The 16,872-nt window shown below is 63.5% G+C and carries 5 protein-coding genes; 4 read left to right on the top strand and 1 reads right to left on the bottom strand.

Going from position 1 to position 16,872, the window contains the following annotated elements:
- Nucleotides 1-47: 47 nt before the first annotated feature.
- Nucleotides 48-380 (bottom strand): hypothetical protein, encoded by a 333-nt coding sequence (locus ACYVIT_RS18810; protein WP_415806681.1) that lies wholly within the window; start codon nucleotides 378-380, stop codon nucleotides 48-50.
- A gap of 283 nt (nucleotides 381-663) precedes the next feature.
- On the opposite strand from ACYVIT_RS18810, the gene ACYVIT_RS18805 reads away from it, so the two are divergent.
- The 4 genes from ACYVIT_RS18805 to ACYVIT_RS18790 all read left to right on the top strand — a co-directional run bounded on the left by ACYVIT_RS18805 (nucleotide 664) and on the right by ACYVIT_RS18790 (nucleotide 16,858).
- Nucleotides 664-1,350, top strand: coding sequence for an STN domain-containing protein (locus ACYVIT_RS18805; protein ID WP_415806682.1), 687 nt, complete (start codon nucleotides 664-666; stop codon nucleotides 1,348-1,350).
- A gap of 6 nt (nucleotides 1,351-1,356) precedes the next feature.
- A complete protein-coding gene (locus ACYVIT_RS18800) occupies nucleotides 1,357-1,923 on the top strand; it encodes an RNA polymerase sigma factor (protein ID WP_415806683.1) in 567 nt (188 codons plus the stop codon).
- A 5-nt stretch (nucleotides 1,924-1,928) separates the two neighbouring features.
- A complete protein-coding gene (locus ACYVIT_RS18795) occupies nucleotides 1,929-2,930 on the top strand; it encodes a FecR family protein (RefSeq protein WP_415806684.1) in 1,002 nt (333 codons plus the stop codon).
- A 149-nt stretch (nucleotides 2,931-3,079) separates the two neighbouring features.
- A complete protein-coding gene (locus tag ACYVIT_RS18790) occupies nucleotides 3,080-16,858 on the top strand; it encodes a filamentous haemagglutinin family protein (protein WP_460478278.1) in 13,779 nt (4,592 codons plus the stop codon).
- Nucleotides 16,859-16,872 lie beyond the last annotated feature (14 nt).

Below are 16,872 nucleotides of genomic sequence, written 5' to 3'. Positions count from 1 at the left end.
GGTGGGATTGCCAGCGTGCTGGGCAGGGGAAACGGGGACAGGAGCACTCAGGGGCGAGGAGGCCGCTGAGGGTAGGCCGAGGTGCCCAGCGTGTTGCCCATGCGATTGGACGTGGCCGAGCGGTTGAACAGCCCCAGTTGGTTTCCGGGCTGCGAAAGGGTGTCTTTGGAGGCTAGCGCCGGGTTGTCGACAGGCCGCTGCGGGGACGGCGCGATCTGGGCGCTCAGGCACTCATAGGACAGGGCGCGGTAGCCGTTTACCTCGACGTCGACACAGGGGGATGCGCTGGGGGGCGGTGGAGGGGCTGTACCGTCTGACTGCGCGACGGCCGTGGCAGACAGCGCCAGACCGGAAAGGAATAGCCATTTGGATGCGGGCATGATGCAGCTCCTTCGAGCCGTCAGTGTAGCGCCCGTTCGGACCGGTGAGATTGGGTTTCCGGCGGTGTCATGGATCTTTCTTGTGGGATGAGCGCGATGGGCCTTCCTGCCTGGCACCGCATGCCCTGCGGTGGGGTGCGATCCATGATGCTTTGCGGAGACTCGCTGCCCCTGGGGCACGCTCGGCATGTCACGAAACCGTCACGGCGTCTGCCTACTATCCCGGCTTTCCTCGCGTGCTGGCCGTAGGTTTGGCCGGTGATTTATTTCTCGGCAATGAGGCATGACGGTAGAGCAGGTGCCGATCAAGGTTCGTCCCCTGGGCTGGCGCGCGATGGCGGCGATGGCCTTGCTGGCCTTTACAGGGGCTTGGGCTCATTTGCCAGCTCCTGAGGTGTCCGGCGTGATGGCTTTCGACATTCCCGCCCAACCGCTGGATGCAGCGCTGAATGCCTTTACCCAGACGAGCGGATGGTCGGCACTGGTTGATAGCCGTTTGACGGCGGGGCGCCGATCGACCTCCGTGCGTGGATTGTTCACGCCGTCGCAGGCCTTGCTCGAGTTGATTGCAGATACGGGTTTGCATGTGCGTTACATCAGCTCTACTTCGTTCACCCTGGCCGAACGGCCCGAAGCAAAGCCGCGGGCCGTGGGGCGTGGGGGGAGTGTGGCCGCCTATGCGGGCAAAGTGCAGGCAGCCTTGACGCGCTCGTTATGCCATTGGCAGGGCAGCGATTTTGGCCGCTATCGGGCTGCCCTGCAGTTATGGATCACGCAATCCGGTTCAATAGACCGGATCAAACTCCTGGACACCACGGGTGTGCCGCAACGCGATAACTTGCTGCGGCAGCGTCTGCGGGGCTTGTTTGTCGGAAAGCCTCCGCAGGGCATGGTCCAGCCGCTGACGATCCTTTTGACCCCACGCAACGATGCCGAGCAGGAATGCCGCGCGGCGGGCGAGATGCCGTAGACCGCCATGTCCAATACGCAAAGCGCGTTGCGCGCGTTGTTTCTGTCCAAGTACGAGTCGTTCAGGCGTCGCCTGCGCCTGCGCCTGGGCTCGGAAGACTTGGCCGACGATGCCCTGCACGACGCTTGGCTAAAGCTCCAGGGCCTGTCGGAGACGGGCTCCATTGATTACCCCTCCGCCTACCTGTTCCGTATGGCCGTCAATGCCGCTGAGGATCAGCGCCGGGGCCAGGCGAGGCTGTTGTCGGTCGATGAGGTCGAGGCACTGTACGACATGGCCGATGAGCTGGCCGGCGGGCAGGCGGGAGATGTGCTGGACCCGTCGCGCATCGCCGCCGGACGGGCCGAAATTCAAGAGCTGGAGCGTGCGTTGGATGAGCTGCCGCCGCGGCGGCGCGCGATCGTCATCGCTGCTCGGGTCGAGGAGCTGCCGCACCGCGATATTGCCTTGCGCTTTGGTATTTCCGTGCGCATGGTCGAGAAAGAGTTGCGTGCCGGTCTGAAGCATTGCTGCGCCAAACTTGAAAGAAATTATGTCCAGCGATTCGGTCCTGGTGCTGGCCGTACGTCATGATGAGTATGGCGATCCTTCCCTTTACCCGTCGTGGTTATCGCAGAACCTTGCAGCGCGAGGCCCAGGCTTGGCTCGTGCGCCTGACATCTGGAAGAGTCAGCGAGGCTGATGGTGCGGCCTTTCGGTGCTGGTGCGCGCAAAGCCCGGAGCACGCACGCGCGTTCGCGCAGGCCCGGCAAGTGTGGCAAAAAATGCAGCCGGCGGCGCGACAAATCGCTGGCCGTGTGCCTGCGAGCCGCTCGTGGGCAGCGCGTGCAGGCCGGCGCGCTTTTCTGGGTGGCGCCGTGACGGCTGCAACGGCGTATTTGCTGGTGCGGCCACCGCTGGGCTTGTGGCCCGGCCTGACCGAATGGCAGGCTGATTACCGCACTGGTACGGGCGAGCAGCGTCAACTCACGCTGGCTGGCGGCTTGCAGGTCGAATTGAACACGCAGACACGCATCAACGTGCAGCAGGATCAGGCCATGGGCGGTGTGGTCGGCATCGAACTGGTGGCGGGCGAGGCTGAAATCCTGACCCCGGCACGTGCCGGCGGCGAGCCCATGTGCCAAGTGCTGGCCGGTCCGGGTCGGATCACCGCCATGGCGGCCCGTTTCAATGTGCGCTACACCGATGCAAAGGTCCATGTCAGTTGCCTGCAGGGCGAAGTCAGTGTGGAAAGCGGTCCCGGCGGGGCACCGGTGCGCCTGTTGGCGTCCCAGCAATTGAGTTATGACGACGCAGGGCACTCGACGCCTATGCCTATCGACGGGGAACAGGTTTCGGCATGGCGCCAGCGTATGCTGGTTTTCAATGGCGTGCCGTTGGCTGCGGTGATTGAGGAACTGAATCGCTACCGTCGCGGCCGCATTGTGCTGACCGATCCGGCGCTGGGCCGTAATCCCGTGCAGGCGCATTTTTCTCTGGATCGTCTGGACGAGGCCATTGCGTTGATCCGCGATGTGTATGGCGCGTCGATCACGCAATTGCCCGGCGGGATCGTGCTGGTGGGACAGGGGAGGGCCTAGACTCGCGCAGCGTTTTTCAGCGTGGAAATACGCCAACGTTAAATTTTTATGACCCGGTTCAATCCCGCGCCCGGTGGCGCGTCTAGGGCTTGACTCAGGCGGCCGAACTGCCGCGTCAATCCAGGACAGCATAAGAAGGGATTCAAGCCATGCACAGCCGCCGCGCCCGCACCGCCGGTTCTTCGCCCGCCCGCAAAGGGCACGTTATTCGACTGAAACCTTTGGCTGCTTCGTTGTCGGCATTGGCGTTGCTGACGGGTGTTTCCCTGTCTGTCGGGATGCCGAATGCCTACGCTGCCGGCGCATGGTGGGTGGGCGCGGATGCTGCAGGCAAAGCCCGCGCGCTGCGGCAGAATGCGCCGGGCTTGAACACGCAGACGGCGGCAGCGCAGCGCCGGCTGGCAAAGCAGCAACTGAGCCGCTCCGTCGAGAACCTGAATCGCGTGGCCGGTGAAGCGGGTGCCATTGCTCGGGCACAGTCTCGTCAAATGGAGGCCTGGCGCAAGGAACGCGATCGCCAGGCGCTGGCGACGGATTCGCCCAATGGGCTGACACAGGGCGGGCTATGGGACAAAGACGCCAGTGGTCAGAACCTGCCCTGGATCGGCGTGTCGGGCAAGCGGGCGGTCGTCGGCAAGGCGGCCAATGGCAATACGACCGTCACGATCGAGCAGACCGAGTCCAAGGCGATTCTGGACTGGGATACCTTTAACGTGGGGCGCAATACCGAAGTCGTATTCGACCAGGCGACTTATGCGAATGCGGCCGACCGTACGGGCGCGCGCACGGCGCAGCCCGACTGGGCGGTCTTGAATCGGGTGACGGGGGCTTCAACGAGCCCGAGCCAGATCCAGGGTTCGGTCCGGGCGGACGGCACGGTGATGGTGGTGAATCAGAACGGGGTCGTGTTTACCGGCACCAGCCAGGTGAATGTGCGCAATCTGGTGGTAGCCGCCGCGAAGATCAGTAACGATCAATTCCTGAGCCGTGGGCTGTACGGCGCCGACAATAACACCGCTACGTTTACCGATGCGTTGGGCAAAGTCACGGTGCAGGCGGGAGCGCTGGTGCAAACCCATGAGCCGGCCAGTGTGACGCAGGGCGGGGGTTATGTGCTGCTGTTGGGCCAAGAGGTGCACAACGACGGAGAAATCACGACTCGCAAGGGCCAGACACAATTGGCGGCAGGCGATAGTTTCGTCATACGCAAGGGCCTCGTCTCCAACAGCTCGGCGGGCGGAACGGCGTATTCCACGACACGCGGCAACGAAGTCGCGCCCAAGGCGGTGCCGGGACTGGATGGGGCGCTGATCGATCCCGCCATCCAGCGTGGCCGGGTGAGCAATACCGGTCTGATTCAATCCCGCGAGGGCGACATCACGCTGGCGGGGCGCGATGTACGGCAGGAAGGCGTGGCGCTGTCCACGACCACCGTGAATACGCGCGGCACGATTCACCTGCTCAACAGTGCTGCCGATGCAGAGGGCCGAGTGACGTTGGGACAGGATTCGGTGACTGCCATCCTGTTGGAAAACGACGGACAGACCGCTTTTGACAGTCAACGTCAGACCTTGATCGAGGAGTCGGCTCAACTCGACGCGCAACGTCGAGGGGGAATCACGGGGACGTTCGACAACCTGTCCACGATGGCAGATCGGCGCGATCAGTCGCGTATCGAGATTGTGTCTGGTCAGAGCGTTGATTTCAGCGCAGGCAGCCTGACGCTGGCGACCGGAGGGCAAGTCGCCGTGATGGCACAGGGCTCCGCGACCGTACATGAAAGCGCTGCCGTGGATGTGTCCGGCGCCGTGGGCGTGCAGGTCGCAATGGCGGCCAACAATGTGCAGATCAATATCCAGGGCAACGAGCAGCGCGACGCGCCGGGTAACCGCGACACCGGCAATCTGAACAACAACAATGTGTGGGTGGATCGCCGTTATCTGGTGCTGGTGCCGGCCGGCACGGGTGGATATGAAACGGATCGCTGGTATACGCCTGGCGGCTTGCTGGAGGTAGGTGGCTACCTGGGCACGACGGGCCATACGATCGGCGAGTGGATGGCACAGGGCGGAACCGTGAATTTTGCCGGCGGCAATGTGGCGACGCGCGCGGGTTCCAGCATCAATCTGTCAGGGGGGACGCTGGACGTTCAAAGCGGCTACATCAAGCAAAGCTGGGTGCGCGGCCAGGATGGCCGGCTGTACACCGCAGACCGCGCTCCGGGCGACTTGCTCTACCAGGAAGGCCTGTACCAGGGATATCAACGCGAGAGTGTGCGTTGGGGCCGTACGGATACCTGGGTCAATCCGCTGGTCGCACAGGGTACGCGTTGGGAGGAAGGCTATACCGTGGGCCGCGATGCAGGCCGCTTGATTATCAGTACTCAGGCAGCGATGTTGGCCGGAGACATCGAGACCGAAGTTTTCCAAGGCTCGCGCCAACTGACGACGCCGGTGTCCACGCTGGACGGCTACCGTCAAAGCCAGATGGCGGTAGGGCGTCGCGGTGGATTGATCATCGGTAGTTGGACTCCGGTCTATGACGAAGCGACCGGGAACCTGCGATTCAGTCCCGGGGCGATGGTCGATGACATTGTGATCGGCTTGCTGCAGGGGAGCCCCGGTACCGCTCCTGCCACTGATCCTGTATCGGGCGGCGCGGCAAACGAGACCCCAGCCGACGAGTCGACGCGCATCGTGCTGGATGCTGCCTGGCTCAACGGCCTGGAATTGGGTGAGCTGCGCGCCTATGCGAAAGGCGCGATCCAGACTGACGAAGCCGTGCAGGTCGCGCCTGGTGGCGAGATCGCGCTGCATGCCACGCAGGTGAACGTGAATGCCGATCTGGTTGCTCGCGGGGGTGCCATCACCCTGGGCAATATGGTCGATCAGTACGTCGGCAACACCACGGGTTGGCAGTCGTTGCCACTGACGGGGGCGGGGGCTCAGGCCGCTTATCCAGCGCGCGTTTCGATCAGCGATGGCATCACGCTGGACGCGCGTGGCCTGTGGAGCAATCTGCTGCTGGATGATGCCAATATCAATGCCCTGCCTTTCGTCAATGGAGGCAGCATCACGCTGCGCAGCAGTGGCGACGTACGTGTGGGCGCGGGTGCTCTGTTGGATGTTTCTGCAGGCGCGGCGCTGCTGGAGGATCAGAGTCTGCAGGGAGGCAAAAGCGGCAGCATCACATTGTCTGCCGACGCTTATTCGGTAGCGGGCGGCCCCAAGGGGCGGCTGGAGATCGAAGGCGAGTTGCGCAGCCGCGGCATCAAGGGCGGCGGCACGCTGACGTTGCAAACCGGCAATGTGATCGTCATCGGCGGCGAAGTGGCCGGCAGCAACGGTTTCCTTCAGGCGGGGGATAGCTCGCCGGTGGACCTGGTTACTGAAGAGGCTTTCACCGTCGCTGCGGGAGCGGTTCTGCCGGTGGATTATCACTACACCCGTACGCACGCCAATCCGGGGGATGTCATCGGCGGGGCGCCGCGGGTGATCGCCGAGAATCCGGCCAGCTGGCTGACACTGGGCGCCGCGTGGACTTTGCCAAAGGCAGCCACCGAAAGCTCCAGCTACAGCGTGACGTTGTCTAATGGCCAATATCTCACGGTCAACGGTTACAGCTGGAGCACGCCGCCGACGCTACCGGCAGGCACGGTTATTACGTCCATCGTGAATCCGCAGAATTTCCCGGCCAGCTATGTCGTCGATGCGGCCGTCCTGCCCAACGGTGTCGCGATCGCGCCGACCGCTGGGGTGCTTAAAGCCGGTGCTATTGCGGCAAGCGATGTGACGTATGCGGCCGGTACCTTGATCCGCGCCGGGTCGAGTCTGCCACAGACAGTGGCAGTCGAGTCCATGCTGCACTTGGATGCTGCGCGTTTTCAACAGGGGTTCTCGCGTTACGACATCACGGGCAACGCGGGCCTGGCGGTGGCGCCAGACGCCGATCTGCACGTGACGATGCCTGTGCTGCAAGCCGATTTATCCCTGGTGCGTGACGTGGCCACGGGTGCGGACCTGCAGTCCGTATTGACGATGTGGCAGCCGCCGCTGTTTGCCGAAAAACCCAAGCAAGGTGTGCTGGCACAACGTGCCGGTGCGGATCTCGTCTTGACCGCTGGAGGCGCACGCACGACGGTCGTCGGGGGCGAGGCACCTACGCTGGCCATTGCCGAGGGCACTCGTGTCGAGGTTGATCCGGGACACAGCATCGTTCTGAATGGCAACGGCCAGATCACCATCGACGGCGAATTGCATGCAGCCGGTGGCCGGATCGGGGTATATGGCCTGGGCTTCGGCAATGAGGATGTGGGTGATTTGAAAGGTCACGACCGTTCGGTATGGATCGGCAGCAAGGCCTGGTTGAACGTGGCGGGCGTCGCCCGGACGGCAGTGGATGTGCAAGGGCAGCGCTACGGTGTGGTGCTTGATGGCGGCCGTATTGAAATCGGAGGCGAATATCGCGCCTATGCCACGCAGGCTGGAGCGATCGATCAATTCATCGTCATTCGAGACGGCGCGCGCCTGGATGCATCCGGCGCTGCCGCCACAGTGCATTTGCCCGGCCAGGGCCCGACCCAGTTAGCATCCGATGGCGGGGTGATACATCTGGCGAGTTTCAACGGCCTGTATCTGGACGGCGACATGCGGGCAGCGGCCGGCGGCGCGGGCGCGTCTGGCGGTACCTTATCGCTGGCGCTGGAAGCGCCAGCCTATCGTAACGCCGGCTTGCCGACCGATCGCGTGCTGGCGCCCCGGGAACTGCAGTTGGTACAGGAACAGACGCCCGAGAGTCTCGCGGCGGACTTGCGTCCGAGCCAAGCCGATCCGGCGCTGGTCTACGGTCGTGGGCGTATCGGCGTGGACCGCGTCGAAGCGGGTGGGTTCGATAACTTGTCCATGCTGGTGACTGGCGTTTTGTCGCTGGGCGACGGTGTCGATCTGAGGCTGGGGCAGAGTTTGAATCTGGCCTCGCGCGCCATTGCGCTCACCGCAGATGCGCCCGTAGGCGCGCGCGTGAATCTGGCCGCGCCCTATGTGCGTGTGGCGGGGCACTCGCGCCTTGGCAAGGACGCCTATACCTTGCCCGATCTGATTGCCCCCTCCACCGCAGTGGGCGGCATGGTCGAGTTGCAGGATGCCACGCAATTGCAGATCGAAGCGGGCGTGCTGGACGTGCTCAACAAGGTTGCGTTCGGCGCCTATGGGCACTCGACGCAAAGCGACAGAACGATCGTTTCGCGCCGTGGTTTCGAATTGCTGGCGCTGCGCAGTCAGAACGATCTGCGTTTCCTCAAGCACACGGTCAGCGACCGCACGTCGCTGACCACAGAGGGCGATCTCGTGCTGGCCGCCAGCCAGATTTATCCCGCCACCGGTGCGATAGCCGAGGTGATTGCGGGGCGTAAGGGCCAAGTTGATATGTGGGGCAACTTTCAGGTTCTATTCGACCCCGAACGCAGCCTGCGCATCGAGCGCAGTGGCGCCGAGACGCCGCCCGTGCCGTACTCGGCTTTTGGCACCTTGCGCCTGATGTCGCTCAATATCAATCAGAGCGGTGTCGTGCGTGCGCCGCTAGGCGTGTTGGAGTTTGGTCCCCGCGCAACGAACAACCAGGCACCGGGCACGATTGTGATGCGCCCCGGCAGCATCTCGTCGGTCAGCGCAGCCGGCCTGATCATGCCTTATGGCGGCACGGTCGATGGCCTGACCTACAACTATGCTGGGTCGGATGCGCGGTTTTCCGGACTGGGAGAGGGGCTGGGCAATGTGCACTTGATAGCCGACCGCATCGACGTGCAGGAGGGCGCCCGGATCGATTTGTCCGGCGGTGGCGAATTGACAGGCGCGGGCTTTTTGACGGGGCGTGGCGGCTCTACCGATGCCCGCTTGAACCCGCTGATGCAGGTGGAGTGGGATGGCAACGGCTTTACCCAGCCGGGGCTGGATAGCAACCCGGTCTACGCCGTCGTCCCGGGTCTGCAACCGGTCGTGGCGCCGATTGCTGCCGAGAACGGTGCGGGTGATCCGGCAATAGGGCGCCAGATCACCATCGCCCCCGGTGTGCCGGGCCTTCCCCCGGGGACCTATACGCTGTTGCCATCCACCTACGCCTTGTTGCCGGGCGCCTTCCGTGTAGAGCTCAATGGGCTGGCGCCGAATCAGGTGGCCTTTGGCAGTGGCGGCGTCATGCGCAACCGGTCTTACACCACGGCCGCTCGTTTGAACATTCGCAACACCGGCATCGCCGATGTACAGACCACTCAGGCTATTTTGACGCCGGCCGACACGCTACGTAGCTATTCGCAATACAACGAGACCGGCTACGCACAATTCGGCATGGACTGGGCTCTGCGCGACAGCGCACCGCGCCCTCAGCTAGAGCGCGATGCGCGTCAATTGAGTCTCTCGCCAGGCAGCCAGCTGAATATCGCCGCCGGGACCGCAGATTTCACGCCGGCCGAGGGCGGGCACGGCGGCACGGTGGTTCTGAACGGCAGCCGTATTGAGATACTCGCCGATGGTGCAGCGCCGACTGAGGGGTTCGAGGGCACGTCTGTCTATGCACGGACGCTCAACGGTCTGGGCGCCGCAGGCATCAGTATCGGCGGTACGCCGACGTCCATGTTTACCAAAGAGAATGTCGATGGCTTGTCGACGCAGGATTCCTGGCGGGTCGGCCTTGCCAATAGCTCCACCGGTGAACTCATCCTGCGTCAGGGGGCCGTGCTCGAAGCGGCCTCGGTATTCCTGGTGGTCAACAACAAGACCCAAGGGCTGACCATCGAACAGGGCGCGGGTGTCAATACCTTGGGGCGTGGCAGCGCGCCCTGGGACTCGAACGATGGCTATGTGTTGAGCCCCGGTCAGAACGGGGTGCTGGCCGTGACCAATGGCTGGTTGAACGTGATGTCGCCGACCGCCGACGATCCCTCGACGTCGGCGGGCGCCGGGTATTTGCACATCGGGACTTGCGCCGCGGGGGCAAGCTGCGCCGGTGAAACCGTGCTGTATTCCGAAGGCACAATTACCGCCGCCACCAACAAATCGTTCGAACTGGGCGAGTCGGTGCGTTATGGCACGCGTAACCTCGTGCTGGCGGTGGGCGGTATCAACGTGGGCAGTGCTGCCTCGCTGGCCCAAGCGAACGCTGACGGCGTCCTGCCCTCGGGCTTGACGCTGAACCAGGCTGTGCTCGATCGCCTGTTGCGAGGCGATACCACCACTGGCGCTCCCGCGCTGGAAAACCTGGTCCTGAACGCCAGTGATTCGATCAATTTTTACGGCAATGTGGATCTGAGCACCCTCAACCCGGCAACGGGCGAGTCGGCGCTGGAACGGTTGGTATTGGGAACCCCCGCTATCTATGGTCATGGCGGCGCCAACGATGTCGCGCGCATCCAGACCAGCACGCTGGTCTGGAATGGCGCAACGTCGCCCGCCAGCCCCGTCATCGCGGCAGGCGCCGGCACAGGCAGCGGCCGGTTCGTGATTGACGCTGATACCATCGAATTCGGCTATGGGCCGCAGAGCCAGCCCGATTCGGTGGGAATGCACGAGCGGCTGGCGCTGGGCTTTGCCAACGTCGATCTGAATGCCAGCGGGCGTATTACCGCCAACCACAAAGGCGCCCTGGCGGTGTATCAATCCCAAGGCGCGTGGGACGAGACGACCAAGGCATGGCGATACAGCGGCGGCAATCTGAACATCAATACGCCGTTGCTATCCGGCCAGGCCGGCTCGGTGAACCACATCAAGGCCGGTGGCGCCATTACCGTGGTTGCGCCGGCAGGCTCTGCCGCGCCGTCTCTTGACCACGCCATGGCCGCCGGCGCTCTGGGCGCCGAGCTGTCGCTGGATGCGGGCACCCGTCTCGTCGTGGACACCGCCATGCTGCTGCCCAGCGGCAAACTCACCTTGTCGGCGCAACGCGATGTGAGTCTGGAGGACGGTGCGCAACTGGATGTGGCCGGCCGCAAAATCGATTTCTTTGACGTCAGCAAATATAGCTGGGGCGGCGACATCACGCTCCAGAGCCGTCATGGCAACATCGTTCAGGATGCCGCATCGACGATCAACATTGCGGCGGACAACAACCGCGCCGGCCGGTTGACGGCGATAGCACTGGAAGGCGCAGCCGACCTGAAGGGCAGCATACAGGGCGCCAGCACCGGCCGCTACGATGCGGGTGGAACCATCGTGCCATTTGCCGGCGGCTATATCGATGTACGCGCACAGAATATCGCCGATTTTGCCGGACTCAACGAGCGGTTGACGCAGGGCCAGGTCTTTGGCGGCCGCAGCTTCCAGCTCAAGCAAGGCAATCTCGCGATAGGCAGCGAACTCAAAGCTCGGGAGATCAATATCTCTGTGGACAATGGCAGCCTCACGGTGTCAGGTCTGGTCGATGCGAGCGGTGAGCAGGCTGGCAGCATTCGCCTGGCCGCGAACAACGGCGTGACCATTGTCGGCAGCGCCGTACTGGATGCGAGCGCAAGCGCGCTGCGCCGCGACAGCTATGGACAGGCCATCGACGCGCCTAACCGCGCCATCATCGAGATCGACGCGGGCCATGGCCGCCTGGTGTTGAGCAACGGTGCTCGTATGGATTTGAGTGTGGATGGCGCGAACGCGAACTACGGCACCGTGGCGCTCAATGCACCGCGCCTGGGGGGTGCTAGGGGCGATGACGTCGATATCGACGCCAGTGGCGCCGTGGCGATCACCGGGGCGAAATCCATTGCGGTCAATGCTTTCTACACGTATGACGATGCGGCCCCGGGCACCGATGTTTCCGTGGATGGCCGTACCTATCAGCGCATCGACCAGGCCTACCTGGATGCCAAACACAACGATAGCGTTGCCTTTATCGACAACGCGCTGGCCAACGGGACGTTGATGAATGGCAAGCTGGGGGGCTTGCGCGGCTATGGTGAACAATTCCACCTGCGTCCTGGTGTAGAGATTGTCAGTAACGCGGCGGTCAATCCCGATGGCGGTCTGCACGTCGACGGTGATATCGACCTGTCGCGGTATCGTTACGCCAGTGTCAATCCGCGTACGCAGCAAACGGCGGTTTACGGTTCTGGCGAAGCCGGCGCGCTCGTGTTGCGCGCACAGGGCGACCTGGCGATTTTCGGCAGCATTACCGACGGCTTCGACACGTCCAAGCAGGGCGTGACCGCGGATGATAATGGTTGGGTGCTGCCTGCCGGGCGCATGCCGTTTGGTGGGGATCTCGTCATTCCGCATGGCGGTATGGCCACGCTGGAGACCGGCACCAAGTTCGCGAGCGGCCGCACGCTGAACTACGATCTGCCGGTTGCGGGTTTGAGCTTGCCTGCGGGCACGCTGCTGCCTGCCGCCATGCCGCTGGCCCAGAGCCTGACTTTGTCTGCCGGCACGGTGCTGGGTGCCGCGGTGCACGACGTCGCCGGCAACGTCGTGCTCGCGGCCGGCACGGTCCTGCAGACACCATTGACGCTGGAGCCCGGCATGCAGCTTGGTGCCGGTTTCCGCTTGCCCGCGCAGACCCAGATTGCCGCCACGGTGTGGCCCAAAGGCGTAGCGCTGCCGGTGGCCATGACACTCAGCCAGCCGCTGGCCTTGGCCAAGGGTGCTGTGGTGCCGTCAGAAACCGACGTGGTGTTGCCCGGCGGTGTCGAAATGGTGAATTTGCGTCCTGTCGGTATCGACAATACCCAAGGCCGCACTCTGGCACTGGCGCCCATGCTTGCCGCTGGCTCGCAGTCCTGGGACATCCGGATGGTGGCCGGCGCGGATCTGCAGGCCGCCGACTCGCGCCTGATCCAGCCCGTCAGTACGACTCGCCTTCGCCTGTCCGATACCCACTTCGGCCTAGGCGTCGACGTGCGCGAGGTACCCGGTACGGGGTCACCCGCGATCTACCGTTGGAGCGATGTGAGCGGGTTTACGCAGCTGTCGGAGGTGTTGACGGGCGGCTATTTCTTCAGCTTCGTGCCGGCGGCGGGCGAGATTATCACGCAGGCGCAGATCGACGAAATGGTGATGTGGGGCTTGATGTGGGAGTCTCCGGCGGATCTGAACATTTTCGGCTTTGGTGACAACATCGCCCAGTTCGACACACCGGCGACGCCTCCCGACAAGGTCGAGGCCTACCGCCCCGCGCGCCAGCAGTTGTTCAGCGTGGTACGTACCGGCACGGGCGACCTTGATCTGATCTCTAGCGGCGATTTCGAGATGACCTCGCTGTATGGCGTCTATACCGCCGGCACCGCATCGACGTCCACGGGCGGCGGCTATAACCAGGTGCGCGGCCGCTTAAGCGACGGCACCGTCTTGCGTCCTGAAGGGGCAGGCTTCGAGGCGCTAGTCGATGGCGGCGCCGGCAGTTTGTATCAGGCCTGGTATCCGGAGCACGGCGGCAACGTGCTGGTGCGCGCCCAAGGCGATCTCAAGGGGGATCTGGTCGGCAACAACGACAATCGCCTCGACCCCGAGGGCTATACCTTCTACAACACGCGTCAGCAGATCGCGACCACCGCCATCGGCAACTGGCTATGGCGTCAAGGGTCGGGCAGTGTCGAGGCAGGTGCGGATGCGGTGCCGACGGCATGGTGGGTCAACTTCGGTACCTATGTCGCGGGTGATGCGACTGGGCAGCGCGACCCCTATAACCAACGATTATTCAGCAACGACCCCTTCCTGGTGGGATTTACCGGCATCGGCACACTGGGGGGCGGCAATCTGACCGTGCAAGCCGGCGGCGACGCAGGCATGATCGACCCACGCGGGATACAGGCGATGACGAATGTCTCGTTCCACACGCCGCGCAGCCAGGGGCTGAACCTGGTCGTGGCCAGTACCGGCCGCATCACGCAGGCGGGCGAACTGGTGCAGACAGGCGGCGGCGACCTCGAGTTGCGCCTAGGCGGGACACTGAATCCCAACCCCGAACTGCGGATCAACGAACACGATCTCAACAGCACCTTCGTCAATCTGCGTGGCACGCTGTCCATCGATGCGGGCGCCATTGGGGGCGTGAAGTTGGGCTATGGCGACCTGGGCCAGATGGACTCACGCCTGGGCGATGTGTATACGGCCGGGCGCGGCAGTGCCGCCGGCGGGCCCATCGTCGTGCTGGGCGATGCTCCTGCACGCATCGAGACGCGCGGTGATCTGGTGTTGGGCGGTGCAGCCGATCCGGGACGTACGCTGCTGCTAAATTCGACGCCTTTCACCTATCAAGGCACCCGCCATGACGGCGACGGCTGGAGCTGGTTTTCGCTATGGACGCCAGCCACGGCGATTGATCTGTTTAGCGCAGGAGGAAGCCTGACGCCGACCACAACGTGGGACGAACGGGGTGGCACCGAGGACGTGCGCTGGGGCAGCAACGGCCGTAACCAGTCGGCCAACGGCGACGGTTATTTCTACCCGTCCATTCTGCGCGCGGCAGCGGCCAATGGCAGTGTGTACTATGGCGCCAGCGCTAGTGTCGCATCTGCAAGTGGTGGCCCGTTCATACGTTACGGCTACGGTACGGTGCTGGCGCCGTCACCCGTAGGCGAGCAGTTTACGAACGCTACCGGCAAAGGCGAACTGCAGTTGCTGGCCCAGGAGTCGATTCAAGGTGCGGGCTACGTATTCTCAGCCTCCACTGCCGATCCCTTGTCCATGGCCAGTCCCTTCCGGCCCGGTTTCGTCGGTATGGTGGCCGAGACGGGCGGCGGCCAGTTTGGATTCAACCCTCTGCTGATCACGAATGCAGCGCCTGAAACGCAAAGATATAACGACTGGATTCTGAGCAGCTATGACGCGTCGCCGGTGGGCACCGGCGGACGCATGAACTCGGCGGCGTTGTTCACCTTTGGCAACGCCGTCACGTCTGCCTATGCGACGGCAGGACGGGAGCCCGCGCGTTATTACGCGGTCAATGGCGATATCGTTGGCCTGCGCGTGGGACAGGCTGTTCTGGGGGATTTCCAAGCGGGCTTTGAGCAAGCGCGCTACGAAGCATCGATCCCGGTGGCGATTCGTGCCGGTCGCGACATTACCAATTCCGGCACGCCGTTGGGTCAGAAAGATCCGACGGCAGGCACCCAACGGGCCGGCAACGTCTCGACCCGCGGTAATCTCATCGCTCACGCCTATGGCGATGATATCTCCGTCGTTCAAGCCGGCCGCGATGTGCGCGACAGTAGCTTTTATATTCTGGGCCCAGGCCTGCTCGATGTTTCGGCGGGGCGCCACGTCTATCTGGGCAACAAAGGCGAGCTGAAGAGTCTGGGGCCGATCAGCGGCGCCGCGTCCTCGGGCGAGCGCAGCGGCGGCGCCGGTATCTCGGTCTCGGCCGGCATGGGAGAGGGCGCATACTGGGATGCCTTTGCCGAGCGTTATCTGAATCCGGACAACCAGGCAAATCCGGATCTGCCCTTCGCCGACCAGCCTGGCAAGGCTGTGATCACCTATGGTGGTGAGCTGACGCTGGGGCAATGGCTGCAAAGTGAGTTTGGCTATACCGGCGATGAAGCCGGGGCCGAAGCGTTCCTGGCTCAGAAACAAGCCGAACTCGATGCGGCGCGCGTCACTGCAACGGCCGAGGGCCGCAGCGCTGGCAACCGATCGCTCGCGCGCGAATTCCGAGCGGAAAGCCAACTGCGCTTGGTGAATTGGTTGAGCGAACGTTTCGGTGGTGCCAATGGCCTGGGCTTGCACTTCGATGCGGCCACCACGGACGCGCGCGCCTTTTTTAACGCTTTGCCGTCGGATCAGCAGCGTGCCTTCCTGCGCAATGTCTATTACGCGGAACTGCGCGAGTCGGGCCGCGAGTACAACGATCCCGACGGCAAGCGCTTTGGCAGCTATCTGCGCGGCCGCGAAGCCATCGCCACCCTGTTCCCCGCACAGGATGTGCAAGGCCGGGCGCTGACGTACGAGGGCGACCTGACAATGTTCAGCAGCGCGCTCTACTTTAACGCCGACTATGTATCCAACAACATTGGCCGCACCCGTCCCACACCGGGCGTGACCTACATTACCAAGGCGCAGTGGGAAGCGATGGGCAGCCCGGGTTACAACGTGTCGTTTTACGATGTACTGGACGCCGGTATCCACACCAATTTCGGGGGCGATATCAGCATCATGACGCCAGGCGGCCGTACCCTGGTGGGCATCGATGGCGGGTTCAATCCAGGTCCGGGTTCGGGCGTGATCACGCAGGGCGATGGGAATATCAATCTCTACGCGCTCGACAGCATCTTGATGGGCCAGAGCCGTATATTCACGACTTTTGGCGGCAGCATCCTGGCCTGGTCTGCTGAGGGAGATATCAACGCCGGCCGCGGCAGCAAGACCAGCATGGTCTATACGCCCCAGCGCCGGGAATACGACAGCGTAGGCAACATCGCGTTGTCTCCCTCCGCGCCTACGACCGGCGCGGGCATCGCCACACTGAATCCCATCCCGGAAATCCCGCCGGGCGACATCGACCTGATTGCGCCGTTGGGTACCGTCGATGCGGGCGAGGCGGGTATCCGGGTGTCAGGCGACGTCAACATTGCCGCATTGCGTGTGGTCAATGCGGAGAACATCCAGGTGCAGGGCGAATCCACGGGGATCCCGATGGTGGCGACAGTCAACGTCGGCGCGTTGACCAGCGCCAGCGCAGCGGCATCCACTGCTGCCTCTGCCGCATCTGATGCGGCAAGAGGTGCACGTGCCGCCGCCCAGCGTGCGTTGCCCTCGATCATCAACGTCCAGATTCTGGGTTTTGGCAACGAACCCATCAGCAGCGCGCCGCCGCCCGCCAGCTCGTCTGCGTCGGTCATCCAGCCGCTGTCCTATCGTCCAAACGGCGTGGTCCAAGTCGTCGGCACGGGCTCCCTGACGTCCGAACAGTTGGCAAGCCTGACGCCGTCAGAGCGGCGCAATCTTGCACAGTAGAGGAGCATCGTTAA

This window comes from Bordetella muralis, assembly GCF_054781015.1.
This window is presented reverse-complemented; position numbering and strand designations above follow the sequence as displayed.